Source organism: Kitasatospora sp. NPDC101447 (assembly GCF_044767225.1).
In the GTDB taxonomy this organism is placed as follows: Bacteria; Actinomycetota; Actinomycetes; order Streptomycetales; family Streptomycetaceae; genus Kitasatospora.
In genome coordinates, this window is the sequence record NZ_JBIWNL010000019.1 from 60,346 (window position 1) to 86,665 (window position 26,320).

General features: G+C 74.8%; 29 protein-coding genes and 1 tRNA gene. 14 read left to right on the forward strand and 16 right to left on the reverse strand.

Features of this window, described 5'->3' with window-relative positions; all coding sequences use genetic code 11:
- Positions 1–194 precede the first annotated feature (194 nt).
- Positions 195–1,709: a multicopper oxidase family protein gene (locus ACIRST_RS25375; protein ID WP_402804504.1), complete on the forward strand. Its 1,515-nt coding sequence runs from the start codon at positions 195–197 to the stop codon at positions 1,707–1,709.
- Between the two features lie 75 nt (positions 1,710–1,784).
- Here the strand turns inward: ACIRST_RS25375 and ACIRST_RS25380 are convergent, their stop codons facing one another.
- Both ACIRST_RS25380 and ACIRST_RS25385 read right to left on the reverse strand, forming a co-directional pair.
- The gene (locus tag ACIRST_RS25380; RefSeq protein ID WP_402804505.1) at positions 1,785–3,287 is read right to left on the reverse strand and encodes an FAD-binding protein; all 1,503 of its coding nucleotides are present in this window, start codon (positions 3,285–3,287) and stop codon (positions 1,785–1,787) included.
- A 59-nt stretch (positions 3,288–3,346) separates the two neighbouring features.
- Positions 3,347–3,694: a hypothetical protein gene (locus ACIRST_RS25385; RefSeq protein ID WP_402804507.1), complete on the reverse strand. Its 348-nt coding sequence runs from the start codon at positions 3,692–3,694 to the stop codon at positions 3,347–3,349.
- A 543-nt stretch (positions 3,695–4,237) separates the two neighbouring features.
- Here ACIRST_RS25385 and ACIRST_RS25390 point away from each other — a divergent pair.
- The 3 genes from ACIRST_RS25390 to pgm all read left to right on the forward strand — a co-directional run bounded on the left by ACIRST_RS25390 (position 4,238) and on the right by pgm (position 6,446).
- Positions 4,238–4,317, forward strand: a tRNA-Tyr gene (locus ACIRST_RS25390).
- 43 nt (positions 4,318–4,360) lie between these two features.
- Positions 4,361–4,660: a YciI family protein gene (locus ACIRST_RS25395; protein ID WP_350519346.1), complete on the forward strand. Its 300-nt coding sequence runs from the start codon at positions 4,361–4,363 to the stop codon at positions 4,658–4,660.
- Positions 4,661–4,805: 145 nt separating this feature from the next.
- On the forward strand, positions 4,806–6,446 hold the full coding sequence (gene pgm, locus ACIRST_RS25400) for a phosphoglucomutase (alpha-D-glucose-1,6-bisphosphate-dependent) (protein WP_350519347.1): 1,641 nt from the start codon (positions 4,806–4,808) through the stop codon (positions 6,444–6,446).
- A 69-nt stretch (positions 6,447–6,515) separates the two neighbouring features.
- On the opposite strand, the gene ACIRST_RS25405 is transcribed toward pgm, so the two are convergent.
- Positions 6,516–7,310, reverse strand: coding sequence for a maleylpyruvate isomerase family mycothiol-dependent enzyme (locus tag ACIRST_RS25405; protein ID WP_402804510.1), 795 nt, complete (start codon positions 7,308–7,310; stop codon positions 6,516–6,518).
- 42 nt (positions 7,311–7,352) lie between these two features.
- Positions 7,353–8,630, reverse strand: coding sequence for an MFS transporter (locus ACIRST_RS25410; protein WP_402804512.1), 1,278 nt, complete (start codon positions 8,628–8,630; stop codon positions 7,353–7,355).
- 134 nt (positions 8,631–8,764) lie between these two features.
- On the opposite strand from ACIRST_RS25410, the gene ACIRST_RS25415 reads away from it, so the two are divergent.
- Positions 8,765–9,214, forward strand: coding sequence for an ArsR/SmtB family transcription factor (locus ACIRST_RS25415; protein WP_402804514.1), 450 nt, complete (start codon positions 8,765–8,767; stop codon positions 9,212–9,214).
- 101 nt (positions 9,215–9,315) lie between these two features.
- A complete protein-coding gene (locus ACIRST_RS25420) occupies positions 9,316–10,038 on the forward strand; it encodes an HAD family hydrolase (RefSeq protein WP_402804515.1) in 723 nt (240 codons plus the stop codon).
- Positions 10,039–10,138: 100 nt separating this feature from the next.
- Here the strand turns inward: ACIRST_RS25420 and ACIRST_RS25425 are convergent, their stop codons facing one another.
- The 4 genes from ACIRST_RS25425 to ACIRST_RS25440 form a co-directional block, all read right to left on the reverse strand.
- A complete protein-coding gene (locus ACIRST_RS25425) occupies positions 10,139–10,789 on the reverse strand; it encodes a GNAT family N-acetyltransferase (RefSeq protein WP_402804517.1) in 651 nt (216 codons plus the stop codon).
- A 152-nt stretch (positions 10,790–10,941) separates the two neighbouring features.
- Positions 10,942–11,568 carry a hypothetical protein gene (locus ACIRST_RS25430; protein ID WP_402804519.1) on the reverse strand — a complete coding sequence of 209 codons (627 nt, stop codon included), beginning with the start codon at positions 11,566–11,568 and terminating at the stop codon, positions 10,942–10,944.
- A 101-nt stretch (positions 11,569–11,669) separates the two neighbouring features.
- Positions 11,670–12,491: an alpha/beta fold hydrolase gene (locus ACIRST_RS25435; protein ID WP_402804521.1), complete on the reverse strand. Its 822-nt coding sequence runs from the start codon at positions 12,489–12,491 to the stop codon at positions 11,670–11,672.
- Between the two features lie 52 nt (positions 12,492–12,543).
- Complete coding sequence (locus ACIRST_RS25440; RefSeq protein ID WP_402804523.1) at positions 12,544–13,206, reverse strand: DUF4097 family beta strand repeat-containing protein; 663 nt, start codon at positions 13,204–13,206, stop codon at positions 12,544–12,546.
- A 271-nt stretch (positions 13,207–13,477) separates the two neighbouring features.
- Here ACIRST_RS25440 and ACIRST_RS25445 point away from each other — a divergent pair, with 271 nt between their 5' ends.
- Complete coding sequence (locus tag ACIRST_RS25445; RefSeq protein ID WP_402804525.1) at positions 13,478–14,281, forward strand: helix-turn-helix domain-containing protein; 804 nt, start codon at positions 13,478–13,480, stop codon at positions 14,279–14,281.
- On the opposite strand, the gene ACIRST_RS25450 is transcribed toward ACIRST_RS25445, so the two are convergent.
- From ACIRST_RS25450 to ACIRST_RS25465, 4 genes are all read right to left on the reverse strand, one after another.
- Positions 14,282–14,812 carry a hypothetical protein gene (locus ACIRST_RS25450; RefSeq protein WP_402804527.1) on the reverse strand — a complete coding sequence of 177 codons (531 nt, stop codon included), beginning with the start codon at positions 14,810–14,812 and terminating at the stop codon, positions 14,282–14,284.
- Entirely contained in the window at positions 14,809–15,630 is an 822-nt protein-coding gene (locus ACIRST_RS25455) for a hypothetical protein (protein ID WP_402804529.1), read from the reverse strand. The genes ACIRST_RS25450 and ACIRST_RS25455 overlap by 4 nt, the downstream gene beginning before the upstream one ends.
- A 126-nt stretch (positions 15,631–15,756) precedes the next feature.
- Entirely contained in the window at positions 15,757–16,845 is a 1,089-nt protein-coding gene (locus ACIRST_RS25460; RefSeq protein WP_402804530.1) for a phosphotransferase family protein, read from the reverse strand.
- 83 nt (positions 16,846–16,928) lie between these two features.
- Positions 16,929–17,282 carry a VOC family protein gene (locus ACIRST_RS25465; protein WP_402804532.1) on the reverse strand — a complete coding sequence of 118 codons (354 nt, stop codon included), beginning with the start codon at positions 17,280–17,282 and terminating at the stop codon, positions 16,929–16,931.
- Positions 17,283–17,421: 139 nt separating this feature from the next.
- On the opposite strand from ACIRST_RS25465, the gene ACIRST_RS25470 reads away from it, so the two are divergent.
- The 3 genes from ACIRST_RS25470 (at position 17,422) to ACIRST_RS25480 (ending at position 19,201) form a co-directional block, all read left to right on the forward strand.
- The gene (locus tag ACIRST_RS25470) at positions 17,422–18,021 is read left to right on the forward strand and encodes a MarR family winged helix-turn-helix transcriptional regulator (RefSeq protein ID WP_402804533.1); all 600 of its coding nucleotides are present in this window, start codon (positions 17,422–17,424) and stop codon (positions 18,019–18,021) included.
- A complete protein-coding gene (locus tag ACIRST_RS25475) occupies positions 18,018–18,572 on the forward strand; it encodes a cysteine hydrolase family protein (protein ID WP_402804534.1) in 555 nt (184 codons plus the stop codon). The genes ACIRST_RS25470 and ACIRST_RS25475 overlap by 4 nt, the downstream gene beginning before the upstream one ends.
- 71 nt (positions 18,573–18,643) lie before the next feature.
- A complete protein-coding gene (locus ACIRST_RS25480; protein WP_402804535.1) occupies positions 18,644–19,201 on the forward strand; it encodes a GNAT family N-acetyltransferase in 558 nt (185 codons plus the stop codon).
- 46 nt (positions 19,202–19,247) lie between these two features.
- Here ACIRST_RS25480 and ACIRST_RS25485 read toward each other — a convergent pair whose 3' ends face one another.
- Complete coding sequence (locus tag ACIRST_RS25485) at positions 19,248–20,681, reverse strand: cellulase family glycosylhydrolase (protein WP_402804537.1); 1,434 nt, start codon at positions 20,679–20,681, stop codon at positions 19,248–19,250.
- A gap of 370 nt (positions 20,682–21,051) precedes the next feature.
- On the opposite strand from ACIRST_RS25485, the gene ACIRST_RS25490 reads away from it, so the two are divergent.
- Positions 21,052–21,558 (forward strand): hypothetical protein, encoded by a 507-nt coding sequence (locus ACIRST_RS25490; RefSeq protein WP_402804539.1) that lies wholly within the window; start codon positions 21,052–21,054, stop codon positions 21,556–21,558.
- A gap of 48 nt (positions 21,559–21,606) precedes the next feature.
- Here the strand turns inward: ACIRST_RS25490 and ACIRST_RS25495 are convergent, their stop codons facing one another.
- Positions 21,607–22,044: a glutaredoxin domain-containing protein gene (locus tag ACIRST_RS25495; RefSeq protein ID WP_350519366.1), complete on the reverse strand. Its 438-nt coding sequence runs from the start codon at positions 22,042–22,044 to the stop codon at positions 21,607–21,609.
- Between the two features lie 182 nt (positions 22,045–22,226).
- On the opposite strand from ACIRST_RS25495, the gene ACIRST_RS25500 reads away from it, so the two are divergent.
- On the forward strand, positions 22,227–22,976 hold the full coding sequence (locus ACIRST_RS25500; protein ID WP_402804541.1) for a C39 family peptidase: 750 nt from the start codon (positions 22,227–22,229) through the stop codon (positions 22,974–22,976).
- Positions 22,977–23,109: 133 nt separating this feature from the next.
- Here ACIRST_RS25500 and ACIRST_RS25505 read toward each other — a convergent pair whose 3' ends face one another.
- On the reverse strand, positions 23,110–23,901 hold the full coding sequence (locus ACIRST_RS25505; protein WP_402804544.1) for a DUF2785 domain-containing protein: 792 nt from the start codon (positions 23,899–23,901) through the stop codon (positions 23,110–23,112).
- 158 nt (positions 23,902–24,059) lie between these two features.
- Here ACIRST_RS25505 and ACIRST_RS25510 point away from each other — a divergent pair, with 158 nt between their 5' ends.
- Positions 24,060–24,635: a TetR/AcrR family transcriptional regulator gene (locus tag ACIRST_RS25510; RefSeq protein WP_350519369.1), complete on the forward strand. Its 576-nt coding sequence runs from the start codon at positions 24,060–24,062 to the stop codon at positions 24,633–24,635.
- An 89-nt stretch (positions 24,636–24,724) separates the two neighbouring features.
- Positions 24,725–25,513: an SDR family oxidoreductase gene (locus ACIRST_RS25515; RefSeq protein WP_402804546.1), complete on the forward strand. Its 789-nt coding sequence runs from the start codon at positions 24,725–24,727 to the stop codon at positions 25,511–25,513.
- 64 nt (positions 25,514–25,577) lie between these two features.
- Here the strand turns inward: ACIRST_RS25515 and ACIRST_RS25520 are convergent, their stop codons facing one another.
- Positions 25,578–26,174 carry an XRE family transcriptional regulator gene (locus ACIRST_RS25520; protein WP_402804548.1) on the reverse strand — a complete coding sequence of 199 codons (597 nt, stop codon included), beginning with the start codon at positions 26,172–26,174 and terminating at the stop codon, positions 25,578–25,580.
- Between the last annotated feature and the right edge of the window lie 146 nt (positions 26,175–26,320).

Consider the following 26,320-nt stretch of genomic DNA (forward strand, 5'->3'; position numbering starts at 1 on the left):
GCAGCTCACCGCCGCCCGACCCCCCACCGCCCCCACCCGCCCCCGCCCGCACCACCCCCGCCCGCCCCCCGCCCGCCCGCACCGGCCCAAGCCGGACCCAAGCGGCACCCAAGGCGGCGCTGCTGCAATCACCCCCGGACAAGGCCGCCCCGCACCCGCAGGGCAGGCGGGGGAGCACGCGGGAGGAACACGCGATGGTGAGCAGACGCAGGATGATCGGCGCCGCCCTGGCGACCGGAGGAGGGGTCCTGCTCATGCGCACCACGCTGCGCCCGGCCGCCTCCGCCGACGCGGCCTCCGCCGCCTCCGTCCAGGACGCGGCCGCCCACACCCACCCGGCGGGCGACGCCCCCGACCCCGGGCCGGACGCCGGCCCCGGCCTGGTCGAGAAGTTCACCACCGCGCTGCCGGTGCCCCCGGTGCTCAGCCCGGTCTCCACCGACGGCGGCGCCGACACCTACTCCGTCACCATGCTCCGCTCCTACGCCCGCATCCTGCCCGGGCACCGCACCGAGGTCCTCACCTACAACGGCGCCTTCCCCGGCCCCGTCATCCGCGCCCGCTCCGGGCGTCCGGTGATCGTGCGCCAGACCAACCTGCTCAACGACGCCGTCTCCGTCCACCTGCACGGCTCCCGGGTGCCCGTCGCCAGCGACGGCGGCCCGATGAACCTGCTGGACTCCGGCGCCAGCCGCACCTACACCTACCCCAACGACCAGCCCCACGCGAGCCTGTGGTTCCACGACCACGCCCACCACATGGAGTCCGAGCACGTCTACCGGGGCCTGGCCGGCACCTACCTGCTCACCGACGAGACCGAACGCGCCCTGCCGCTGCCCACCGGCCGCTACGACCTGCCCATCGCCCTGCGCGACGCGCGCTTCGACGCCTCCGGCAACCTCGTCTACCGCATGGACGACCCCTTCAACCGCACCACCATCCTCGCCAACGGCCGCCCCTGGCCCAAGGCCGAGGTCGCCGCCCGCCGCTACCGGCTGCGCCTGCTCAACTCCTCCAACCTGCGCTTCTTCTCCCTGCGCCTGGCCGACGGCGGCCCGATCACCCAGATCGGCTCCGACGGCGGCCTGCTGGAACGCCCCCACACCACCGACACGATCGACCTGTCGCCCGGCGAGCGCGCCGACGTCGTCATCGACTTCTCCCGCTACAAGGTCGGCTCCACCGTCGTCCTCACCAACTCCATGCCCCCCGGCCCCGCCGAACACGTCGGCCAGGTGATGCGCTTCGACATCGTGCGCTCCGCCGCCGACTCCAGCAGCGTGCCCGACACCCTGCGCACCCTGCCCGCGCCCGGCCCGGCGGTGCGCGAGCGCACCGTGGTGCTGAAGGTCGAGGAGGGCACCGGCGGCGCCGCGCCGCGCGGCACGATCGACGGCAAGGTGTACGACCCGGACCGCGTCGACGCGCAGATCGCCTTCGGCACCTCGGAGATCTGGACGGTCGTCAACGCCAACACCGACGTCCCGCACAACTTCCACCTGCACCTGGTGCAGTTCCGCGTGCTGGAGCGCAACGGCAAGGCGCCCGGCCCCGAGGAGTCCGGCCTCAAGGACACCGTGCGCCTGCTGCCCGGCGAGAGCGTGCGCCTGCACGCCACCTTCGACTCCTACCGCGGCCGCTACCCGTACCACTGCCACCTGCTGGACCACTCGGCGATGGGCATGATGGCGCAGATGGAGATCGGCTGACACCCGGGGCCGGCCGCGCGCGAACGGCGCACGGCCGGCCCCTTGTCCGTCAGACCGGGTGGACGCCCTTGTCCGTCAGGCCGTGTGGATGCCCTGGCCCGGGGCCAGGATCCCCGCCGGGTCGAACCGGAGCTTGGCCCGCACCACCCGCTCCCACAGCCCCCCGTAGTGACGCCGCCAGTCCGCCCCCGTCATCCCCGGCACCGCCCCGATCAGGTACCGCTTGCCGCCCAGCTCCACCGCCCGGTCGTACAGACGCCGGTTGCGCTCCAGCATCGCCGCCGTGTCCGCCCCCGGCCCCGGGAACGCCAGCAGGTCGAAGTGCCAGCCCACCGCACCCTGCGGCAGCACCGCCAGCGGCGCCTTCACCCGCTCGCGCAGGTACGGGTAGAACAGCAGCAGCCCCGCCCCCAGATCCGCCGGCCCCAGCAGCGCGGCCGCCTCCGCCATGAACACCCCCGCCGTCGAAGCCGGCAGGAACACGCTCAGCCACGGCTTCGGCAGCCCCCAGAACCCCGCCGCCCGCAGGTACCCCGCGAACGCGTCCACCCGGAACGCGTACTCGCGCCAGCTCTGCTCCACCACCGACACCCCGCCCGCCGCCGGCCGCAGCCCGGCGAGGAGAGCCTCGCGCTCTACTGCCTGCCCCGCGTCCGCGAACGCCACCAGCTCCGCCTTGTACCGCCACCGCGACCCGTCCGCGCTGCGCTCCACGTCGCCGACCTGCAGGTCGAAGCGGCCCTCGGCCATCACCTTCTCCTGGTCGGCCAGGTAGGCGTCCAGGTCGTCGTAGTACAGCGAGAAGACGTGGGCGCGCTCGCGCACCGGCACCAGCGCCAGCGTCGCCCGTACGATGATCCCCGCCTGCCCGCCGCCGGCCAGCACCGCCTCGAACAGCTCCCGGTTGCGCCCGGGCGAGGCCGTCAGCAGCTCACCGGTGCCGGTCACCACCTCCAGCTCCAGCACCCGGTCCGCCTGCAGGCCGAAGCGCTGCACACCGCCGCCGATCCCGCCCACGCTCAGCGTGCCGCCCACCGACAGGTGCAGGTAGTCCGTCAGGCACGGCGGCACCCAGCCCTGCGCCAGCCCCGCCTCGACGACCTGCGCCCACGTCGCCCCGGCCTCCACCACCGCGCGCCCCGGGCGCACCGACACCACCGCCGACAGGCCGCGCGCGTCGATCGCGATCCCGCCGCGCGCATTGGCCTGCCCGTAGCTGGAGTGCGACTCCAGCCCCGCCTCGCCGACCTGCGCCGCGTCCCCGCTCTGCCCGTTGACGGCCACCGGGATGCGGTGCCTGCTCGCGAACGCCACCACCTGCTGCACGTCGCGCACCGAGCCGGGCCGCAGCACCGCCCGCGGCGCCTGCGCGACCAGGTGCCCGAAGTCGCCGGAGAACCTTTCCAGGCCCGCGCCCTGCAGCGTCACCGACCCGTCCAGCGCGGGCAGTTCGGCGACGTCCGCCCCGGGCTCGGCGGCCCACGCCCGGGCGGAGGTGTCCCAGCCGACGACGACGGCACCGGCCGCGGCGGCCGCCCCGGCCAGGAGGGAACGGCGGGACAGTCCCGACCTGCTCATACTTCTCTCCGATCAATCGTCAAATAGGGATCGTTGTACCGCAACCATCCCGCGACCGCCTACTGTCCCGCCCGCCCCACCTGCTGCTCCGTCAGCCGAAGATCCGTCACCGCGTAGTCCCACATCCGCCGCTGGTACGCCGGCGCGTCGGCCGGGATGCGGGCCGCCGCCGCCCGGGCCTCCGCCAGCAGCGCCTCCCGCGCCTGCGGCAGGCCCGCCACCCGCGGCCCCTCGGCCGCCTCCCGCAGCACCAGCGCCAGCCGGTAGGCGTACACGTGCGGCGTCACCGCGAACAGCGTCCGGTACACCCACAGCCCCTCCTCGCCGTGCAGCACCCGCTCGTTGTGGCTCAGCAGCCGCACCCGCGCCCTCAGCGCCAGGTCCCCGTGCACGTTCGTCCCGCTCATGTCCTGCGTCCCCCTTCGTCGCTCTGCTCCGCACCACCGCCCCCCGGGCACGGCGGCAGCACGCACCGGGCCGCCCGCAACGGGGGCGCCGGCACGTCAGGCCGTGGAAGGGGGTGGGATGTTGCACGAGTCTGCGGCCCGCGCCCACCGCGCCGCAAGGGCGAACAAGGGTGTGCTGAGTCCTACCGGAACCTTGCCTGACCTGGCAGGATGGGGGTCGACAACCTCCCGGCGCCGGTCTTCGGGCCGGTCTCCCGGCCGGTCTTCGGGCCGGCGGCGCGGGGGACGGAAAACCCTTTGCGGCCCGGCACGGTGCTGCGGCACAGTGGGGACGTACCGCGCCGGACGGCGCCGGACACCACCGCGCAGCGAAAGGGGAGTTCGCCATGACCGCCGCACCGGCCCGTGGCCGCGGTTATCACCGCCCCCCGTACGCCCGCCGCGCCGCCGCCCGCCCGTAGCCGGGCCTGCCCGGTGGCCCGGGCGGCTGCCGTTCTCCTCCTTCCTCCTTCCGTGTCGTGCACGGGTGTCGACGCCTCCTGAGGGCGAGCTGGGCACCGGCGAGCCCACGGGCCTGTAAAGCCCCCGCTTCGGCTGTGGCGGTTCGAATCCGCCCTCGCCCACCCCTGTCGCGACCGCCTGCCCGCCCGGGTCTAGCCTGGGCGCATGTTCGTACTGGAGCTGAGCTACACCGCCCCCATGGAGCAGATCGACGCCGCGCTGGCGCAGCACGTCCAATGGCTGAACGCGCACTACGCGGCCGGTACCTTCCTCGCCTCCGGGCGCAAGGTGCCGCGCGAGGGCGGGGTGATCCTGGCGGTGGGGGAGGACCGGGCCGTGATCGAGGCGCTGGTGGCCACCGACCCGTTCGTGCTCGCCGGGCTGTGCGCCTACCGGGTCACCGAGTTCCTCGCGACCACCACCGCGCCCGCCCTGGAGGGCTACCGCCAGCAGCTGCCGGGCTGAGCGGCAAGACTTCACCGGACCGCCGTGCCCCGGACCGCCCGCCGCGGTTCGGGGCACCGTCGTCTTCTGGCTACGATCGGTGAGCACGGGGCTAGGACTGTGAACGTGGAACCGGACGCAAGTCGGAACTGGCGGGAGAAGACGGATGGCACACGCACGGGCCGGGCAGCCGGCGCAGCCCGGTGACCTGGTGGACGTGGCGCGGCTGGTGACGGCCTACTACGCGCTGCACCCGGACCCGCAGGAGCCCGGGCAGCGGGTGGCGTTCGGGACCTCCGGGCACCGCGGCTCCTCGCTGGACGCGGCGTTCAACGAGGACCACATCGCCGCGACCACCCAGGCGATCTGCGAGTACCGCGCCGAACAGGGCGTGGCCGGGCCGCTGTTCCTCGGCGCCGACACCCACGCCCTCTCCGAGCCGGCGAAGGTCACCGCCCTGGAGGTCCTCGCCGCCAACGGCGTGCACGTGCTGATCGACGCCGCCGACGGCTACACCCCCACCCCGGCGGTCTCGCACGCGATCCTCGCCCACAACCGGCGCAGCCCCCGCGCGCTGGCCGACGGCATCGTGGTCACCCCCTCGCACAACCCGCCGCGCGACGGCGGCTTCAAGTACAACCCGCCCAGCGGCGGGCCGGCCGGGTCCGAGGCCACCGGCTGGATCCAGGACCGCGCCAACGAGCTGATCCGCGAGGGCCTGCGCGGCGTCAAGAAGGTCCCCTACGCCCGCGCCCTGGCCGCGGCCACCACCGCCCGCCACGACTACCTCACCGCCTACGTGGAGGACCTGCCCTCCGTCCTGGACCTGGACGCGGTGCGGGCGGCGGGCCTGCGCATCGGCGCGGACCCCCTCGGCGGGGCGTCGGTGGCCTACTGGGCGCGCATCGCCGACACGCACCGCCTGGACCTGACCGTCGTCAACCCGCTCACCGACCCGACCTGGCGCTTCATGACCCTGGACTGGGACGGGAAGATCCGCATGGACTGCTCCTCCCCGTCCGCGATGGCCTCCCTCATCACCCGCCGCGCCGAGTACGCCATCGCCACCGGCAACGACGCCGACGCCGACCGGCACGGCATCGTCACCCCCGACGGCGGCCTGATGAACCCCAACCACTACCTGGCGGTGGCCGTCGACTACCTCTACCGCCACCGCGCCGAGTGGCCCGCCGACGCGGGCGTCGGCAAGACCCTCGTCTCCTCCTCCATGCTCGACCGCGTCGCCGCCGACCTCGGCCGCACCCTGGTGGAGGTCCCGGTCGGCTTCAAGTGGTTCGTCGACGGCCTGCTGGAGGGCTCGATCGGCTTCGGCGGCGAGGAGAGCGCCGGCGCCTCCTTCCTGCGCCGCGACGGCGGGGTGTGGACCACCGACAAGGACGGCATCCTGCTCGCCCTCCTCGCCTCCGAGATCACCGCCGTCACCGGCACCACCCCCAGCGCCCGCTACGGCGAACTGACCGAGCGCCACGGCGCCCCCGCCTACGCCCGCGTCGACGCCCCCGCCGACCGCGAGCAGAAGGCCCGCCTGGCCCGGCTGTCCCCCGAACGCGTCGGCGCCGGCGAACTCGCCGGAGAGAAGATCACCGCCGTCCTCGCCAACGCCCCCGGCAACGGCGCCGCGATCGGCGGCATCAAGGTCTGCACCGACAACGCCTGGTTCGCCGCCCGCCCCTCGGGCACCGAGGACGTCTACAAGATCTACGCCGAGTCCTTCCACGGCCCCGACCACCTCGCCCGGGTCCAGGACGAGGCCCGCGCCCTGGTCGGCGAGGTCCTCGGGAACTGACGGCCCCTCCCGTACGGCCGCCCCCGGCACGGGGCGGCCGTGCCGGGGGCGGTGCGGGGGCGCTGCGTCCTACTTCTCCTCCGGCTCCCAGGCGCGGAGCAGGTCCAGCAGCCCCGCGTCGCCGTCGACGCGCAGGGACTCGGCCTTGATGCGGTCGTACAGGTAGAGGACCAGCTCACTGGCCGTGCCGTGGACGGAGGCACCGGCCGCGTCCTCGCCGGCCGTGGCAGCGGGCGCGGGGATGCCGGTGATGCGCGCGCCGTCGCCGTCGACCGTCAGGCGCCAGGAGAGGCCCTCGGCGGCGTGGAAGTCGAACGCCGTCGGCTTGTGCGGCCAGGCACTCGGCGTGGCGCAGACGGTGAACAGGAACTCCTCCACACCGTCGAGCGCCAACTCCACCGGCAGCGGCTGCGGGTCGCCCCCGGCGAGCTGGGCGTCGTACGTGTGCACCGCGCTCTCCTGGACCCGGTGCCGGGCGACACCGCCGGAGGTCTGCGGCGACTGCGACGCGGGCCACCACGTCCAGCAACCGCTCTCCGGTCCCGCCTCGCGCAGGGCGTCCAGCAGAAGCTGCGTCGACGCGTCCAGCCAGGCCAGCAGCGCCTCACGCTCCCGCGGCAGCTCCAGAGCGGCGCGCGCGGCGGCGGCCTCGGCCGGGGGAGCGTCGGCAGGCCCCGCGCCGACGATGGCGGCCCAGAAACGGTCCCCCCCACCCAGGTGCTTCACCAGATCGAACAGCGTCCACCCGGGGCAGGACGGCACCGGTGCGTCGAGACCGGGCGCGGCGGCGACCGTGGCACGGAAGGCGGTCGACCGTTCGTCGATCAGGCGCAGCAGCTCGGGGAACTCAAGATTCTTTTCCACGCCGGATGTCTTATCACCGCACTCCGATGATCGGACAGCGATTTATTCACCGTCGCCGCCGCCGGCCGGCCGGTTGCGGACGCCGTCCCCGCCTCCCGCCGCCCGGGTGGAAGCCGCGCAATGCTGCTGCGAGGACGCCGGGGTGACGGCACGCCAGGCTTCCTTCCTGCGCGGCCCTTCGGCCTCGTCGCGCGTGGTCGCCGCCGCCACCGCGCACGCCGCCACCGCCAGCACCGCCGCCGCCAGCGGGAACCACCGCCCGCCCAGCACCGCGACCGCCGCCGAACCCGCCGCACCCCCGGCCGCCGTCCCCAGGTACAGCGCACTGCTGTTCAACGAGATCAGCACCGGCGCGTTCCCCGGATCGATCGACGCCAGCCGGTGCGGCAGCGCCACCGACACCGCCCACCCCGCCAGCGGCACCACCGCCGCGTACACCAGCGCCCCCGGCATGCTGCGCCCCAGCCACGGCAGGGCCGCGAACGCGCACGCCGCCACGGCCGAGCCGGCCAGCAGCACCCGCCGCACCCCCGCCCGGTCCACCAGGCGCCCGCCCAGCCAGCTGCCGGCCACCGACATCACGCCGGTCGTCAGCAGGATCACGCTGAGGCGGTCCGCGTCGCCGCCGGTGGCCCCGGAGACGGCGGTGGCCAGGTAGATGTAGACGCTCTGGAAGGCGAGGAAGAACACCAGGGTGGTGCCCGCCGAGCCCAGCACCCGGCGCTTGCCCAGCGGCGCCAGCCGGGCCCGCAGGGTGGGGGCGGCGGCGGGTGCGGGCGGCAGGCCGCGCAGCAGCGCCGCCAGGCCCGCCAGTGCGGCCAGGCCGAGCGCGGTCACCAGCCACATGGTCAGCCGCCAGTCGGCGCGCCCCACCCAGGTGCCCAGCGGCACCCCGAGGGCGGTGGCCACCGTCATCCCGCCGAGGACGGTCGCCAGCGCCCGTCCGCGCCGCTCGGGGGCGACCAGGGTGGTGGCCACCGCGTTGGCGGTGGGCGTGTAGAGGGCGGCGCCAGCCGCCGCCAGCACCCGGGTGGCCAGCAGCAGGCCGTAGGTGGGGGCGAGCGCGCTGAGCGCGTTGGCCGCGCTGAACACCGCGAGCGCGGTCAGCAGCAGGCGCCGGCGCGGCCAGCGGGCGGTGAGCGTGGCCAGGACCGGGGCCAGCAGTGCGTAGCCGAGCGCGAAGACGGTGACCAGCTGGCCGGCGGCCGGCACCGACACCCCCAGGTCGGCGGAGACCGGGCCGAGGATGCCGGCGACGACCATCGAGTCGGTGCCCACGGCGAAGGTGCCGAGGGCGAGCAGGAGCAGACGTACGGGCACGGGCGGGCCCTCCGGGGCGGAATGGTTGGATGGGCGTGCAACAGTTTGACGCTCGCCAAACATTCGGGGATTGGTGGATGATTGTCAAACCATTCATTCCCCCGCCGTTCCCCGCACCCCGGAGGCCGAGCGCCATGAGCGCCACGAGAACCGCGAGAGCCACCAGCGCCGCGAGAGCCACCAGCGCCGAGCGCACCGAGAAGGCCGACGGTGCCGCGGGCGCCGCGGGTGCTGTGGGCGAGGGCGAGCGGCTGCCCCAGCCCGCCACCGCCGACATCGACCTCGTCACCGTCCTGCACGCCCTCGGCGACCCGGTCCGCCTCACCCTGCTGCTCAGCTACGCCGACGACGCCGAACACTCCTGCGACCCCCGCGGCCTGGGCCTGGAGCACTTGCACAAGTCGACGGTCTCCCACCACATGCGCGTGCTGCGCGAAGCCGGCATCACCACCACCCGCGTCGCCGGCCGCAACCGCTTCGTCCGCCTGCGCCGCGCCGACCTCGACACCCGCTTCCCCGGACTGCTCGACGCCCTCCTGGCAGCCGCCTCGACACACCCCGGGGAAGCAGGAGCCACCCCCTAGCGGGGGCCCGGGCCCGGTCCGGCGGCACACGTAGGGTCCGGGAGCGGAAACGGAAACGGAAACGGAAACGGAAGCGGAAGCGGAAGCGGGAAGGACGGATCGTGCCGATCAGGGGTGTGCTCTTCGACGTCGACGACACCTTGTTCGACTACTCGGGGTCGGAGGAGGCCGGCATCCTCGCCCGTCTGAGGGAGCTGGGCCTGGCGGAGCGCTTCTCCGGCCCCGCGGCGGCGGTGGCGCTGTGGCGGGACGTCACGCAGGAGCAGTACGCGCGTTTCCTCGCCGGGGAGCTGACCTTCGCGGGCCAGCAGCGCGAGCGCGTCCGGCAGTTCCTGGCCCGCCTCGGGGAGGAGGGCGCCGAGCGGCTGCCGGACGAGCAGGCCGCGGCCTGGTTCGCCGGGTACGCGTCCCACCGCGACGCCGCCCGGGCCGCGTTCCCGGACGCCGCGCCGGTGCTGGCCGCGCTCGCGCCCACCCACCGGCTGGGGATCGTCTCCAACTCCTCGCTGCGCCACCAGCGCGACAAGCTCCGGGCGGTCGGACTGCTGGGCCACTTCGGCGACGAGGTGCTGGTCTGCTCCGACGAGCACGGCGAGGCCAAGCCCGCCCCGGGGATCTTCCGGGCCGGGTGCGAGCGGCTGGGGCTGGAGCCGCACGAGGTCGCCTACGTGGGGGACCGGTACGACCTGGACGCGCTCGGCGCCCGCGACGCGGGCCTGCACGCCTTCTGGCTCGACCGCGCCGCCGCCGGCGCCCCGGTGGCGCCGGGCATCCGCGTCCTGCACTCCCTCGCGGCCCTGCCCGCCGCCCTGGGCGGGCACTGACCCGCCGGGCCCGGGAGCAGGAAGTCGGCCCGGCCGACTTCCTGCTCGCCTGCTTACCCGCTCGCCTGCTTGCCCGTTCGTTCCCCGGTCCGCCGGGGTGTCAGTCGGCGATCCCGAGCAGCTCGCGGCAGCCGTCCGTCAGCCCGGTGACGGCCACCGGGGTCTGCGCGTGGCGGGCCCAGTCCTCGCGCGACAGGCGCAGGCGCAGGGACTGCACCACCTGCCCGTCCAGCACGTCGCGCTCGATGCCGTCCTCGCGGTAGCCGAGCTTGCGGGACACCGCGAGGGAGGACAGGTTGTCCGTGAACGACAGCGACGTCGCGAACTGCCCGCCCAGCTCGGCGAAGAGCAGGTGGAGCATCGCGGCGCGCATCTCGGTGCCGAAGCCCCGTCCCTGGTGCTCCAGGCCGATCCAGGAACCGGAGACGACCTCGCGCCGGATCCCGAACTCCTTGGCCCGCACGTCCTGGACGCCCACCGGGCGCCCCTCGTGGAAGGCGACCAGGTTCAGCGCCCACTCCTGCGGCGTCCACCGGCCCAGACGCCGCCAGTGCATCTGCGCGACGTGCCGGGCGCGTTCGGCGGGCGGCAGCTCGCCCCAGGGGAACAGGAACGGGCGGGCGTCCGGCGGGTGGATGCCACGGGCGGCGAGATCGGCCACCTCCGCCAGTTCGTCCTCGGTGGGCAGCCGCAGCTCCAGGCGGGGCGAGATCACGCGCAGCCCGATCAGGGGCCAATGGTCGATGAGCATCGGAACAGTCTGCCCGGCCGCCCCCTGCGTCCGCACCGGAGTTTCCCGCGCCCTCACCACACCACCCCCCGCGGTGACCTGCCGTCATGCCCGCGCGTGCACACGCCGGTACGGTCCGGGGCCGGGCTGGGCCGGGGCCCGGGGTCGGGGGGCTACTCCTCGAACCAGACGACCAGGCGGACGTGGTCGTCGCCGTGGACCTCGGCGAGGGTGCGCATGACGCTCCACACCGGCCGCCAGCCGCCGTCGGCGGGCACGGCGTCGCGGCGCCGGTCGCGTTCGGCGCGGAAGACGGTGGTGCCGACGTCCCAGGTCGTGCCCTCGGCCCACAGGTCGCCGATGCGGTCGGGGTCGACGCTGCGGGTGTCGATGCCGCTGGCCCGGGCGAAGCCGCGGCTCCAGTCGTCGCGGTGCCGGAGCGTCAGGGTGCCGTCCGGGTCGCGGCGGTAGCGGGCGATGGTGGTCGCCCGGGGCAGCGCCGGCTCGTCCCAGTCGACGGCCAGCACCTCGTCCCAGGCGAGCCAGGTGGCGCCGAACGCCGCCTCGCCCCACGAGGCGTGCCCGGCGCGGGTGCGCTGCGACACGTCGCCGGGCAGCCCCCGCCCGGCGCCGACCGGCCGCCAGCGCCCGCCGGGGTCGCGGACGCCGAAGAGGCAGGCGAAGGCCGGGTAGTCCCGGGTCATGCCGAGCAGGGAGAGCTCGACGGCGCCGTGCCAGGCCTTCGCACCGCTGTCGTCCCACGTGCGGCATTCCACGAATCCCCGGATGTCCGTCCCCATGGGGGCTGATTGTGCCCGGCGCCGGCCGGCGCGCCCGCAGCGGGCCCTGCCCCGCGGCCGCCTCGCCGTGGCACCCGCAGCGCCCCGGGCGCCCCGGTCCCTCACCGGCCGCCGCGGGCGCAGCCGGCGGAGGTGGCCTCGCGCGCGGCGGCGGCGACGGCGCGGAAGTCCTTCTTCAGGATCGCGCCGTGACTGCTCGCCACCTTCGCGCTGATCTCGATGTGCGGGTTGCGGGCGGCCACCGCCGTCAGGCTCGCACGGATGCGCTCCTGCTCGTCGCCGCGGCTGCCCAGCGACGACCCCGAGGCGACCACGTACCGCGTGGGCACGGCGACGGCGTCCAGCACGGGGGCCAGCGCGCGCTCACGGGCGACCCGGCCCAGCTCGATGTTGCACTGCGCCATCTCCTCGCCGTTCATCCGCGGGGTCAGGCCGGTGGGCCGCAGCAGCGGCAGGAACCGGCCCCACCGGCGGAACTGTTCGCGGATGCGCTGCTCCATGGCGTCGTCGAGCCAGTCGTGCGGCTGCGCGCCGTCGACCAGGACCGCGCCCAGGGCGCGCCGCGGGTTGCGGCTCGCCCAGTGCGCGGCGACGAACGCCCCGTAGGACCAGCCGATCACCAGGGCCCGGTCCACGCCCCGGGCGGCGAGGACGGCGTCGACGTCGCGCACGCACGCTTCGAAGGAGTAGTCGGCGGAGCGCCCGGACGTGCGGCCGCGGGCGCGCTCGTCGAAGGTGATGTGCCGGTAGCCGTCGCCGAGTTCGGCGATGACCCGCTTCCAGTAGCCCTGGGTGGCGAACTGGCCGTTGCAGTAGAGGACGGGGGTTCCGCTACCGCCGGTGTCGGTGACGGCGAGGGTGGTGTCGTCGACGGGGACCGTGCCGCTCCAGGCGGACGGGCGGGCGGTCGTCTCGGTGCTCATGGGGTGCCTTCCTGCGGGCCGTCGGGGGATGGGATGGGGACGGGGGAGGGGGTCAGAGGCTGCGGGCGGTGATGTCGCCCTGGGCGGTGGTGGCGCGGATGTCGAGGGTGGTGGTGCCGTCGTTGCGCAGGGCGTTGGTGATGCGGCCGTGGCCGGTGGCGGCGTCCAGGGCGGCGGAGGCGCCGGGGGCGGTGTCGACGGTGATGTCGCCGAGCTGGGTGCTGAGTGCGAGGGTGCCGCGGTGGGCTTCGGCGATGCGGATGTCGCCGCGGGCGGTGCTGATCTCGGCGGGGCCGGTGAGGCGGCCGATCTCGACGTCGCCGTCGACGGCGGTGAGGCGCACGCTCGCGGCCTCGTCGATCTCGATCCGGCGGTGGGCGCCGTCGAAGGCGAGGTCGCCGAGGCGGCCGGTGGTGTGCAGCGCGCAGGCCTCGGTCCTGGCCTCGACGCGGGAGCCGGCCGGCAGGTGGACGGTGACCTCGACGCCGCCGGCGCCGAGCAGCGGGTTGTCGGCCGGGGCGCTGCGGACCGTCAGCACGCCGTCGGCGTAGGAGACGGCGGTGCGCTCGGCGGTGCGGGCGTCGCGGTTCCTGGCGGGGTCGGCGGGGCGGACCTCGACGGTGGTGTCGGCGCGGTCGGCGGCGACCAGCCGTACGAGCCCGGCGGGGACGTCCAGGACGGCGGTGATCGCGGCGGGGGTGTCGAAGGTCTGCATCGTGGTCTCCGGTGTTCGGTCGCGGTGTGCGCGGTGTCCGGCCGGGATGTCCGGTCGGTGTTTCTGACATCGGAAACGCTACGTTGCTTTCCGGGAAGCGACAATGATGTCGTTGCATCAGAATGCCATCGTTGCAGGTGAAGTGCGGGAAAGTGTTGCAACGGTTCTGTCGGTAACGCAACGACATGAGACTTGTTCATTGCAATGGGTGAGAAGTGAACGCTATGGTGGGGATCAAGGACCACCACGAGGCACCACCGAGGAGACCGCGATGCCGGGAGGCCGACTCACCCAGCACGAACGCCAGCAGATCGCGCTGGGACTGGCCGACAGCCTCCCCTACGCCGAGATCGCCCGACGCCTGGAGCGCCCGACCTCGACCGTCACACGCGAGGTGATGCGCAACGGCGGCCCCACCGCCTACCGCGCCGACCTGGCCCACCGCGCCACCGAACGCCGCGCCCACCGGCGCAAGCCCGCCGCCTCCCACGGCCCGGACGCCGCCGCCCGCCCGCAGGGCCGCGACGCCGAGGCCCTGGCCGACTACGAGGAGACGCTCACCACCGTCCTCATGGGCTCGGGCCTGTCCCGGATGACGGCCCGCGTCCTGACCTGCCTGTTCACCACCGACGCGGGCAGCCTCACCGCCTCCGAACTCGCCCGGCGCCTGCAGGTCAGCCCGGCCTCCATCTCCAAGGCCATCGCCTTCCTGGAGAGCCAGAGCCTGGTGCGCCGCGAACGCGACGAACGCCGCCGCGACCGCTACATCGTCGACGACGAACTCTTCTACCAGGCGACCGTCGCCAGCGCCCGCGCCAACGACCAGCTCGTCGCCACCGCCCGCCAGGGCGCCGCGATCCTGGGCGCCGACACCCCCGCCGCCCACCGCCTGGAGAACGTCGCCCGCTTCCTCGACTTCATCAGCGAGAGCATCATCCGCGCCGCCGAACAGGCCCGCGCCGTCCTGCACACCAGGCCCGCCCCCGTTCCCGGCGCCGGGGGCGATCCGGCCCCGGGCGATGCCGCCCGTCAGGGCGCCGCCGCCGCCAAGGGCCAGGGCGCCGCCGCGAGGTGATCACCCGTCGGGCCGCTCCCGGAAGCCGTCCAGGAGCCGGTGCGCGTACGCGTCCCGCGCACCGAGCTCCCGCACCACCCGACGGGCCTGCGCCGCCCGGCCCGTCCCGCCCAGCAGCCGCACGAGCCGGTACAGGGCGCCGCCGTCCCCGGCCGCCGCGCGCTCGCGCAGCTGCGCCGCCATCCCGCGCTCGCACAGCGCCCGGGCGAGCCTGCGGCGCGCATGGACGTCCCCGCCGGCCCCGCTGGCCCGGTCGGCCCGGTCGGCCCGGTCGGCCCGGTCGGCCCGGTCGGCCCCGTCGGCCCGGTCGGCCCGGTCGGCCCGGTCGGCCCCGTCGGCGAGGCCGGCGAGTTCGGCGAGGCGCCCGGCGCGGGCCAGCGGGTCCAGGTGCCACAGGTGGTGGGCGTGGGCGAGGTGGTCGGGGGAGAAGCAGACGGCCCGCGCGGCCACCAGGGTGATCGCCGTCTCCCAGTCCTCCCGCTGCTCCGCCTCCAGGGCCCGCGCGTAACAGTCGTCGGGCGGGGCGCTCACGTGGCCGGCGGCAGGTGGCGGGCCGCCGCGAGCCGGGCCACGTCGCGCAGCCGGGCGAAGTAGGCGGCGCAGTACGCCTCGTCGATCAGGGGCACGACCCGGGAGAGGTCGGCGATGCACTGCCACAGGACGGCGATGCCGTCGTCGTCGAGTCCGCCGTTCAGCTCCCGGTGGACGAGCCCGGCGACGTACACGTCCAGGAGGACCAGGTCCGCGCCGTCGACGTCCACCCCGCGGAAGCTCGCCGGGAACGGGGCCCGGGTGTACTCCTGCCACTGGCGGGCGAGGTGCTCCAGGTGCCCGCCCGGGCCGGGCCCCGCCGGCGCGGGCGCCACCGGGCGCAGCGCCAGGGCGACGGCGTCGAACACGGCGCGCAGCAGGACGACGGCCCGCGGCGGGTAGAGGGCGGCGCTGCTCGCCTCGCCCCGGGCGATCCGCTCGCGCAGCCGGACGGCGTGCTCCAGCTCGCCGTCCGGGTCCGCCGGGAGGAGCCCCGCCTCCCCGGCCCGCCGGACGAGCTCGCGCAGCGGGGCGGTGGCGCAGGTGCTGTCGTCGGCGCCGGCGCTGTCGTGGCCGCCGTGGTGGCCGGTCCGCTCGGCGAGGACCTGCTCCAGGGCCAGCAGGGCGTGCGCGACGGCGACGGTGGCGAACTCGTACCGGAAGTAGGAGTGCCGGACGAGCTCGCGGGAGGTGTCCAGTGCGCTCGTCACGGACATCGGCGCGCCCTCGGGCAGCACCAGGTCGGCGACCAGGGCGTGCATGGCGGCGTAGTCGGGCACGACGGTGTGCATGCGCAGGTCCGGTACGGCGGTGTCCACCCGGGCAGTCTCGCCGCCCGGAGCCCGCCCCTGCCACCGGTTTTGCCCGCGGGCCCAGCCGCACGCCGGGCCCGGCCGAACAGGGCGCAGCAGGAGCACCGGGCGCAGCCGTGCCCGGCGGCCGTACTACGACTGCCGGGGGCGCAGCAGGGGCAGCGGGCGCAGGTGCGGCCAGCGGGCGAGCATGGCCCGGCGGACGTCCGCCGCGAGCAGCCCGAAGGCGCGCAGCCCGCCACCACCGTCACCGCTGCCACCGCTGCCACCGCGACCGTCGCCGCCGGCCCCGTCGGCGGTCAGCCGGGCGACGACGTCGAGGCGGTGGGCGAGCCGCTGGCGGGCGGTGGCCGTGCCCCAGGTCCAGTCCTGCTCCACGGCCCTGGCCAGGTGGTCGACGGTGCCGCGTTCGGCCCGCTGGACCAGCGCGTCGCCCCGCAGCAGCCAGCCCGCGCACGCGTCGGTGAGGTCGTCCCCGGCCTCGGTGCCCGTCGCGGCGTGCCATGCGGCGCGGTAGGCGGCCTCCGCCTCGTCCAGCAGGGCGGCGGGCGGGGCGGTGGAGCACCAGCAGGTCGGGAACCCGATGCGCAGGTAGGCGAGTTCGACCAGGCCGCTGCCGAGCGAGGCCTGCTCGAAGTCGACGAACCGCACGCCGTCGCCGGTGTGCAGGTCGTTGCCGGGGCAGGGGTCGCCGTGCAGCAGCGCGTGGCCCGGTGCGGTGCGCAGACGCTCCGTCAGGGCGTCCATTTCGGCCCGTACGGCGGGCGCCGCCGGGACGCCGAGGGCGGTGGCCAGCGCGAGGAAGGAGTCGGTGTCGCCCGGGCCGGGGGCCGGCCAGGCGGGCAGCGCGCCGCCCGCGTCGGCGGGGCCGGTGGCGGCGTGCAGGCGGGCCAGGGCCGCGGCGTAGTCCACCACCCAGTCCTCGGCGGGCGGCCGGTGCTCCAGGTACTCCAGGACCAGGACCCGCCGGGCGGGGTCGGTGCCCAGCAGCCGCGGCACCACGGGCGGCTCCACCCGGGCGGCGAGGGCCAGCGCGGCCGCCTCGCGGGCGAAGCGCTCGTCGGCCTCCGGGGCGTCGACCAGCTGCTTGACCACCACCGGCGCGCCGGACAGCTCCGCCCGCCACACCCGCGACCGCGGGCTGCTCTCCAGCAGGCGGGCCTGGCGGGGCGTGCCGAGAGCGGCTCGCAGTTCCTCTCCGAACGGCAGTGTCGACTCCATGGCCCCATCCTGGCACAGGAGTGAACGGGGGTTCCCGTGAAGCGAGTTGGCGCCGGAGAGGCTTCGACTTCGGCTGCGTACGGTCAGGCCGGCTGCCACAGTTCGATGCGGTTGCCCTCCGGGTCGGTGACCCAGCCGAAGCGGCCGACGCCCGCCATGTCCTGCGTCTGCTCGGCGACCTGCGCCCCCTTGGCGCGCAGCTGCGCGAGCATCGCGTCCAGGTCGCGGACCCGGAAGTTGAGCATGACCTGCTGGGCGGGGGAGCCGAAGTAGTCGGTGTCGGCGTCGAACGGCGCGAACACCGTCGGCCCGCCCTCCTGGCGCCACAGCCCGTTCACGTCGGCGTCCAGCCCCAGGCAGTCGCGGTACCACGCGCCGAGCGCCGCCGGGTCGGCGGACCGCAGGAAGTACCCGCCGATTCCAAGCACACGTTCCATGCCGCCCCATCCTGCCAGCCGGCGGGCCGTACGGACGGGCGGGCGCGCCCGGGCCCGCATCTGGCGGTGTATCAGTCCCCTGATATAACGTAGAACCCTCACAGTCCGTGACCCGGGGGGAGCCAGGGAGGCGATCGCCATGACCGACCACAGCGCCGACCACAGCACCGACCCGGCGGGCGAAGCGGCCCCGGCGGCCCCGGCTCCGGCCGACCCCCACGACCGCCTCGGCCACGCCATCAAACGCGCCGAACAGGCCCTCATCGGCGAGAAGACCCGCGCACTGCGCACCGTGGACCTGACGGTGCCCCAGTACGTCACCCTGCTCCTCCTCCAGCAGTCCACCGGCATGTCCGGCGCCCAGCTCGCCCGCGGGTGCATGGTCACCCCGCAGACCATGACCACGGTCCTGGCCAACCTGGAGACCAAGGGCCTGATCACCCGTGAGACCTCCAGCGTCCACCAGAAGGTCCTGGTGGCCAGGCTCACCCGCTCCGGCCACGCCCTGACCAGGAAGGCCGACGCCCTGGCCCGCGGCGTCGAACAGCGCCTCACCGACGCCCTCGACCCGGCCGAACAGGCCCAGCTGCGCAACCTCCTGGACCGCTCCACCGCCGCCCTGCGCGGCACCGACGGAGGCGCCGACCGCGGCACCGACCGCGGCACCGACCGCGGCACCGACCGAGCGTCCACCCGCCACCACCCGTCCGCCACCGCCCACCCGAGGAAGCCCCGATGACCGACCGCCCCGCCCCCTTCGGCCCCGCAACCGCCCCGGGCACCGTCCTGGTGCTGGTCGACCTCCAGCAGTGGATCGTCGACCGCCCCTCCGCCCCGCTGGCCGGCGCCGACGTCGTGCGCAGCGCCGCCCGCCTGAAGGCCGCCTTCGAGGACGCCGGCCGGCCCGTCGTCCTGGTCCGCTACGCCCGCCTCGACGGCAGTGACGGCGGCCCGGACTCCGTGTTCAACCGCTTCGCGCCCGAGGTCGCCGCCGGCCCCGGCAACGAGGTCGTCACCAAGTACGGCATCGACGCCTTCGAGGGCACCGACCTCGCCGAGCGCCTGCGCCGCCTCGGCGCCACCCGCCTCGTCGTCGCGGGCATCACCACCGAGTACGGCGTCGGCGAGACCGTGCGCACCGCCCTCACCCTCGGCCACCCCGTCGCCGTCCCCGAGGACGCCGTCACCGCGCTCGCCGCCCCCGCCCACACCGCCGCCCTCCACGCGCTGCGCGGCCTGGGCGCCACCGTCACCACCACCGACACCCTCCTGGCCACCGCCCGCAACTGACGGGGCGTCGCGTCGCAGGGCCGCGGAAAACCCGTCGCGCGTGCATCCGGCGCCTTGGTGGGATGACGGGCATGAACTCCCACCGGCCCCCCGCACCCGCCCCCACCCCCGTCGTCCCCGCCCCCGCCGCCGCACCCGCCCCCGTGTCCCTCTCCGTCCCCGTCCACGTCCGTGACCTGACGCCCGCCGACCTGCCGGCCTGCACCTGGTCGGGATCCGCGACCCACCTGCGCCAGGTCGCACGGGAGTTGGAACGGGCGGCGGCCGGCGAGGTGGACTACCTCGCCGTGTGCACCGGCACCGGCCTGCCCGTGGCGATCGGCGGCGTCGACTACCGCAGCGCCCCCGGCGCGGGCACGCTGTGGCAGCTCGCCGTGCTCCCGGCCCTGCAGTCCCACGGGCTCGGCTCGCTGCTCGTGCGCTGCGCCGAGGACCGCATCCGCGCCCGGGGCCTCGGGCGGGCCGAACTCGGCGTGGAGGACGACAACCCGCGGGCCCGCGCCCTGTACGAGCGGCTCGGCTACACGGCCTTCGACCGGCGGCCCGACGCCTGGGACGAGGAGGCGCCCGACGGCTCGGTCCGCCGCCGCGAGACCATGTGCACGATCATGCGCAAGGACCTGGCGTAGCGGACACCGGCCCGGCCCCGGGCCCGCCGGTTCAAGGCCCGCCGGTTCAGGGCCGTGTCACCGTCACCTGCACGGTGTCCTGCCCGGGGTCGGCGGTGAGCTGGAGCAGCCGGGCGCCGGGCACGGACACGACGGTGGCGCCCCGGCTCTCCACCCGGTAGCCGTCGGGGTAGAGGGACTGCGGCAGGAACACCTCGGTGCGGGCGCCGGCGGCGAACGGCGCGCTGGAGTCGGCGCGGCGGGTGCTGTAGCCGAGGGTGAACGTCCCGGTGGTGGCGTCGTACCGCCACTGCTGCGGGGTGCCGGCGACCGCCTGCGGATACGGCCGGACGATCGCCGGGTCCATCAGGTTCGGGCCGGTCGGCGGTTCCTGGGGGTGCCCCGGCGTCTGGTCCTGCGCCAGGGACCAGAACATCCAGGACGCCGTGTTCTCGTCGAACCGGTCGGTGAGGCGGGTCAGCCTCGCCGCGTCCGTCGTCGCGCCGAACTCGGTCACCACCCCGACGGCGCCGTCGGCGGCGGCGCGCTCCAGCCCGTTGGTCACACAGGTGTCGACCGGGCCGAAGCAGTAGTCGTGGAAGCTCAGCCCCGCGTCCGGGTCGCCGGTCGGGTTCGGCACGAAGTCCGGCGTGCCGAAGTCGTTGGTCAGGGAAGGCTCGTAGAACAGGAGGTGGCGGCGGTCGACCCCGCGGATCGCCGTCATGGCCTTCGCCTCGAACGGCGCCAGCACACCGCGCTCGAACGCGGGGCAGCCGTCCGGGAAGCACGTCGGGTAGTCCCAGCCGGGCCACGGCTCGTTGATCAGGTCGTAGCCCAGCACGGACGGCTGGTCCGCGAAGCGCTGCGCGACGTGTGCCCACATCGCCGCGTAGTGCTCCTGCACCCCGACGCCGTCGGGCGCGGCGTGGTCGTGCCAGAAGTTCGCCCACGCCTGGTTCTGTGCGGGGCTCGTGAAGTACACCTGCGGGAAGCCGGGATTCGGCTGCACCGGGTAGCCGTCGGCGAACGTCGCCCAGTCGGGGAACCCGTTCCAGCTCGCGCCCACCGACTCGTCGAACGCGTCCTGGTGGGAGTCGACGAGGCTGAGGATGCCGTACCGGGCCAGCAGCTGCTGGGTCCGGCGGATCTGCTCGACGTAGGCGTCGTCGTACACGCCGGGCTGCGGTTCGACCGCGCTCCACGCGAAGCCCAGCCGCACCGCGTTGAAGCCGTTCTCCGCCAGGAACCGCGCGTCCTGCTCGCCGAAACCGCCGGCCGCGGGGAAGTACGGCGGCTTCTTGTCGACCAGGTTCACGCCGTGGACGGTCACCACCCGGCCCTGGTCGTCGGTGAGCCAGCGGCCCGCGTGCCCCAGCGCGCCGGCCTGCGCGGCCGGCTCCGTCCTTGCCGCTGTCGCGGCCGTCGCCGAGGCCGGTGCGGTCAGCCCCAGCACCAGCACGGCCGCCCCGAGACACCGCGCCGCCGAAGAAATGACAGTCATGGCACGAACCTTCCGACGGGAGAGCGCCCGCGGAAACGCCCGCGGCGCCGACGACGGGAACGGAGAAGCTGCGGAGGTCCGCCGCACAACGGGACCGTCAACGAACGGTCGACACGGCGGAACTGACGCGCAGATGCTATCCACCGCCGCCCGGAACGGCTCACGACACCCCGCCGGACCGCCCCCGCGCACGGCACCACCGCACGGACGGCCCCGGAGGCGGGGACGGGGGACAGGGCCGGGGACGGGAAGCACCGGTCATACCCGCGCGGGCATGGCCCCATAGCCGTATTGGTCTTGGAACACACCGGCCCGCCGGCCATAGCGTCGAGGGAGTTCGCACACGAGTCCACAGCGAAGGGAATCCACCATGCCCGCCGACCCGAACAGCAGCCGCAGGCACCTGACGGTCAACCGGCTCCTCGCCGCCGCGCTGGCCACCGCCGCGATCGCCGTCGCCGCAGGGGGAACCGCGGACGCCGACACCCCGCGCAGGAGCCACGTCGAGGTCCTCGAACTCAAGATCCACAACGAGCAGTACCAGGCCGTGGACCTCGCCCCCGCCGGGCCCAGCCTGGGCGACCTCGACGTCTACTCCGGCACCGCCCTCAAGGACGGCCGCAGCGTCGGCCGCGGCGGCGGATCGTGCCAGGTCATCCAGGCCGACGACACCGGCGTCACCGCGCAGTGCCTGCTCACCATGGAAGTCGAGGGCGGCTCCCTGACGATGCAGTCCCTCTGGACGAAGGGATCGACCGCCCCGCTCGACATGGCCGTCACCGGCGGCACCGGCACCTACGCCGGCGCCCGCGGCACCATCCGCTTCTGGGACATCGGCACACCCGACGAGAGGGCGCGGGCCGAGATCCAGCGCTGACCCGCGACCCGGCCCGCGAGGGGACCAGGCAGCGGGGCAGGCAGTGGATCACGCGACCGGCGAGAGCTGTTCACGCACCCAACCGGGATCGGGGTTGGTGTGCGCCCGGCCCGCCACGAAGACCGTCGGCACCGTCTCGTTGCCGTCGTTCACCGCCCGCACGGCCGCCGCCGCCTCGGGATCGCGCCGGATGTCGACCCAGTGCAGCCGGCCGGCACTGCGCCCCAGCCGCAACCGCAGCCGCAGGCAGTACGTGCACCCCGGCCGCCAGAAGACGACCGGCCGACCGTCGGCCGCACTGCGGCGCTGCGCCTCGGCGGCGCTGACCGACCGCGGGAAGACCAGCGGGGTGTTCACGGCGGCGAGCAGCAGGAACACCAGCAGCAGGGCCGCGGCCGTACCGATGTCCCCGTCGGCGGCCGGCCGCGCCGCAACGACCGCGCCGGACAGGACGATCAGGGCCGGCAGGATCCAAAGGCGTGTCATGGGTCCGCAGACTACCGATGACCCGCCCCGGGCAGGCTTGTGGCGGCTGAGGCTGCGGCGGCTGCCCGGCCACCGTGACGGGCTCCCCGCCCGCGACGGTGACGGACGCCCCGGCCTCCCCAGCTGCGAGGCGGGCGAGGACGAGGTGCCATGGAAGGGGGAAGCAGCGAAGGAGAAGCGCCATGACGAGGAGCGCCGTGACGAGGAGCGAGCACACCCGCCGCCCGGGGAAGCCGCAGCCCACGCCCCGCAGGGCCAGGCGGTTACCGCGCGGCGGGCGGCTCACGGCGCTGGCCGCCGCCCTGGCCGGCGCGGCCACGCTGCTGTGCGCCGCACCCTCGGGCGCCGCCACCACCGCGGTCCCGCACTACTCCCAGCAGCTGGCCAACGACTGCGAGGCGGCATCGCTGCGCATGGTGCTGGCCGCCCGTGGCGTCCAGGTCGGGGACCAGGCCATCCTCGCCCGGATCGGCGTCGACCGGGTCCACTACCAGTTCGGCGTCTCCGGTCCGCTCTCCGGCGATCCCTACCGCGCCTTCGTGGGCGACCCCAACGGCTCGGAGACGGCCGGCACCGGCTACGGCGTGTACTACCCGCCGGTCGCCCGGGCCGCGGGCTCCTACGGCCTGGCGGTCATGCAGGCGGGGCAGGGCATCAGCCCCTCCGAGCTGCGCGCGCAGGTGGCGGCGGGCCATCCGGCGATCGTCTGGGTCGACTACGGCTGGCGCGACGTCGCGGCCGGCTCCTACACCGCCTACGACGGCCGCCAGGTGCTCTACGCCGGGCCGTCCGAGCACACCGTGGTCGTCTCCGCGGTCCGTGACGGACAGTTCCTGGTCGAGGACCCGGCCCGCGGGGAGTCCTGGATCAGCGAGGGCGCCTTCGACGCCGGCTACGCCACGTACCAGGACATGGCGGTCATCGTCCGGTGACACCGCGCCGCCGCTCCACCCCGGGCGACCCCGGGCGACGGGACGCGAAGTCCGTGCGCCCGGAGGACCGGCCACCGCAGCGCACGACCCCCGGTCCCGGCCAGGCCCCCCGGCCCCGGGACCGGGGGTCGTGTCAGCGCTTGACGATCCGGTCGAGGACGGCGGCGACGGCGGACTTGACCGCGTCACGGTGGGCAAGCGGCTGCGCGGGCTGGTCGGGCGCGGGACGCACGCCCCGGTCGGCGAGGACGTAGAGCAGGCGCAGGGTGCGCAGGCAGTTGCTGAGGTGGGCGGGCACCGGGGTGCTGAGGCGGTCGGCGCCGAAGCGGTCGGCGATCGGCTCCAGCCAGTCGACGGCCTCGCGCTCGGTCAGGTCGGTGCGGGTGAGGACGCGGGCGACGGCCCGGGCCAGGCGGTCGTCCTCCAGCTGGTCGAAGACGTGGTCGGTGGGCGCCGTCAGCCGCGCGGCGGCCAGCTCCAGCATCCGCACCGGCGCCACCTCGCGGTGGCGGCCGAAGGAGGCCAGCAGGTCCGCGCCGTGGGCCACCGCGTGCAGCCAGCCGAGCACGTCGTCGTGGCCGCGCAGGTCGTGCTCCGCCGGGTACCAGCGCTCGAACGCGTCCACCCAGCCGGCCTTGAAGTCCCCGGCGGACACCAGCATGTCGAGGACCAGGGGCGCGAAGGTGCGGGCCTCGATCCGCGGGTCGGTGAAGCGGGCGGCCATCTCGTCCCCCAGCTCCAGCCGCCGGGAGGCCCCGATCACCCCGCGGGCTATCCACGTCGCGAGCACGGCGTAGGGCGCGCCGTCGCGCACCAGCGGATCGGGATCCGCCAGCGCGCGGGACAGCTCGTCGACGACGTCGTCCACGGGCGGTCCGGCGGGCACGGCACAGTCGGCGGCCTCGATGCTCTTCCAGTCGATCATGACGCGCAGGATAGGGCGCCGGCGATGCCGTACGCCTGCGAATAACGCCCGGGAGTCCGGCCCTTCCCGGGGAAAGGTGGCACGCCGTCAGGCCGCGGGCCGGGCGCTTGCGGCCGCAGTAGTTGACCTCCGGGTCAAATACTCACTACGGTGGCGGCATGGGCAGACCGAAGGGCTTCGAACCGGACGTGGCCGTCGCGCAGGCGATGGAGACGTTCTGGACCAAGGGCTACTCGGCCACCTCACCGGCCGACCTCGCCGAGGCGACCGGAGTGGCCAAGGGCAGCCTGTACCACGCCTTCGGTTCCAAACGGGAGCTGTTCGCCAGGGCGTTGGACCTCTACGGCCGGCTCGGCTCGGGACTGACCGAGGAGTTCCTCTCCCGGCCGGGCACCGCCAGGGAGCGCATCCACGCGTACTTCGTGCTGCTCGTGGACACGGACCTGGACGGGCCGGTACGGCGCGGATGCCTGGCCCAGAACACGGTCGAGGAGCTCGGCGGGCAGGACGAGGAGGCCGCCCGCGCGGTGCACCGCATCGAGGAGCGCATGATCGCCCTGTTCACCGCCCGCATCGAGCAGGGGCAGCGGGACGGCGACGTCGACCGGAGCGTCGACGCCGGGGCGCAGGCCCTGCTGCTGCAGACCACCCTCGCCGGGCTGCGGGTCATGACCCGGACCTTCGAGCGGCCGGTGCTGCACCGGATCATCGACACGGCCCTGGCCGGCCTCTGAGGCGCTGCGCCGCCGCGGGCGGCGCCTTTTCGCGCCCTGATTTTAGACCTTCAGTTCAAGAACCTGTCATTCCTACAGTGGGGGAGAGCATGGACCTCGGTATCAGCGGGAAGACCGCCCTGATCACCGGCGCGAGTCGCGGCATCGGCCTCGCGATCGCCCGGAACCTGGCCGCGGAGGGCGTCCGGGTGGTGGGTGCCGCCCGGACCGTCACGCCCGAGCTGGAGGAGGTCGCCGTGGCGGCCCTGTCCGTCGACCTGAGCACCCGCGACGGGGCGCGGTCGGTCGTCGACCGGGCGCTGGCCGCGGTCGGCGGGATCGACCTCCTCGTCAACAACGTCGGCGCGGGCGACCCGGAGAACCTGTCCCTGAACGGGTTCGCGGACAGCGACGACGAACAGTGGCAGCGGATCTTCGACCTCAACCTGTTCAGCGCGATGTGGACCACCAAGGCCGCCCTGCCGAGCATCCTGGAACGCCGCGGCGCGATCGTGAACATCTCCTCGATCAACGCCCGCATGCCCGCCGGCGCGCCGGTCGGCTACGCGGAGGCCAAGGCCGCCCTGACCCAGTTCGGCAAGCGGCTCAGCGAGGAACTGGCCCCGCGCGGGGTCCGCGTGAACACCGTCTCCCCGGGCCCCACGACCAGCCCGCAGTGGACCGACCCGGACCGTCTCGGCGGCAAGGTGGCCGCCGCCGCCGGCGTCGACCACGACGCCCTGCTCGCAGGCCTGCCCGGGCAGTTCGGCATCGCCTCGGGACGCCTCACCGCGCCCGAGGAGGTCGCGGACCTGGTCGCCTTCCTGCTGTCCGAGCGCGCCGCCAACATCCACGGCGCCGACCACGTCATCGACGGCGGCACCATCAAGACCGCCTGACACCCCCCGGCCGCGGGAGCCGCCCGAGAGGTCCCGTGCGTAGGAAGTCGGCCCCGCCGACTTCCTACGCGGGGGCCGGGCTGGTGCGGATGTCGCTTCCCCGGGACCAGAGTTCCTCGACGTGGTCGGCGAAACGGTCGAACATGCCGTGCTCCTCGCCGCGCCGCAGATGCATCAGCGGCGAGTCGTGGCCGACGGTGCGGGCGAGGTGAGGTGTGACGAGGGCGTGCTCGTCGAAGCGGAAGACGGAGAGGCCGACGTGGTTCGGGCCGTCCTCAGGGGCACTGAACCGGGCCTCGACCCCCGGGACACCGGCGAGCTTGGCCAGGTTCTCCAGCGTGACCCGGATCCGGGTGGACACCGTGAGGGTCACGTCCTCGATCTGCTCACGCTGGCGCGTGGTGTCGGAGTCGGGATCCCCGAGCAGGAAGCGCACCCGGCAGCCACTCTCGGCCTTGTGCCGCAGGGTCTGCAGCAGGGCGGGCTGCTCCAGCCAGACGAAGTAGTTGGTGTACCCGGCGAGGAAGATCTCGGACCGCGCCTCGGCGATCAGCTGCGTCCACACCGAGCGGGGGCAGGCCGATCGGTACGGGTAGACGGCGAACACCTCCCGGTCGTGCCCGGTCTTCACGTTCGCCCGGACGCTGTTGGGCCAGATCACCCGTTCATCAACCCCTAAAGCCGCGCAGACATCGAAGCGGTTCCGCTGATGCGGCACGAGCGACGCATCAGAGAGCCAGCGTTCCACTGTTTTAGGTGTAACACCGACCCGGGCCGCCAGCTGGCGGGGAGACATACGAGCTGCCG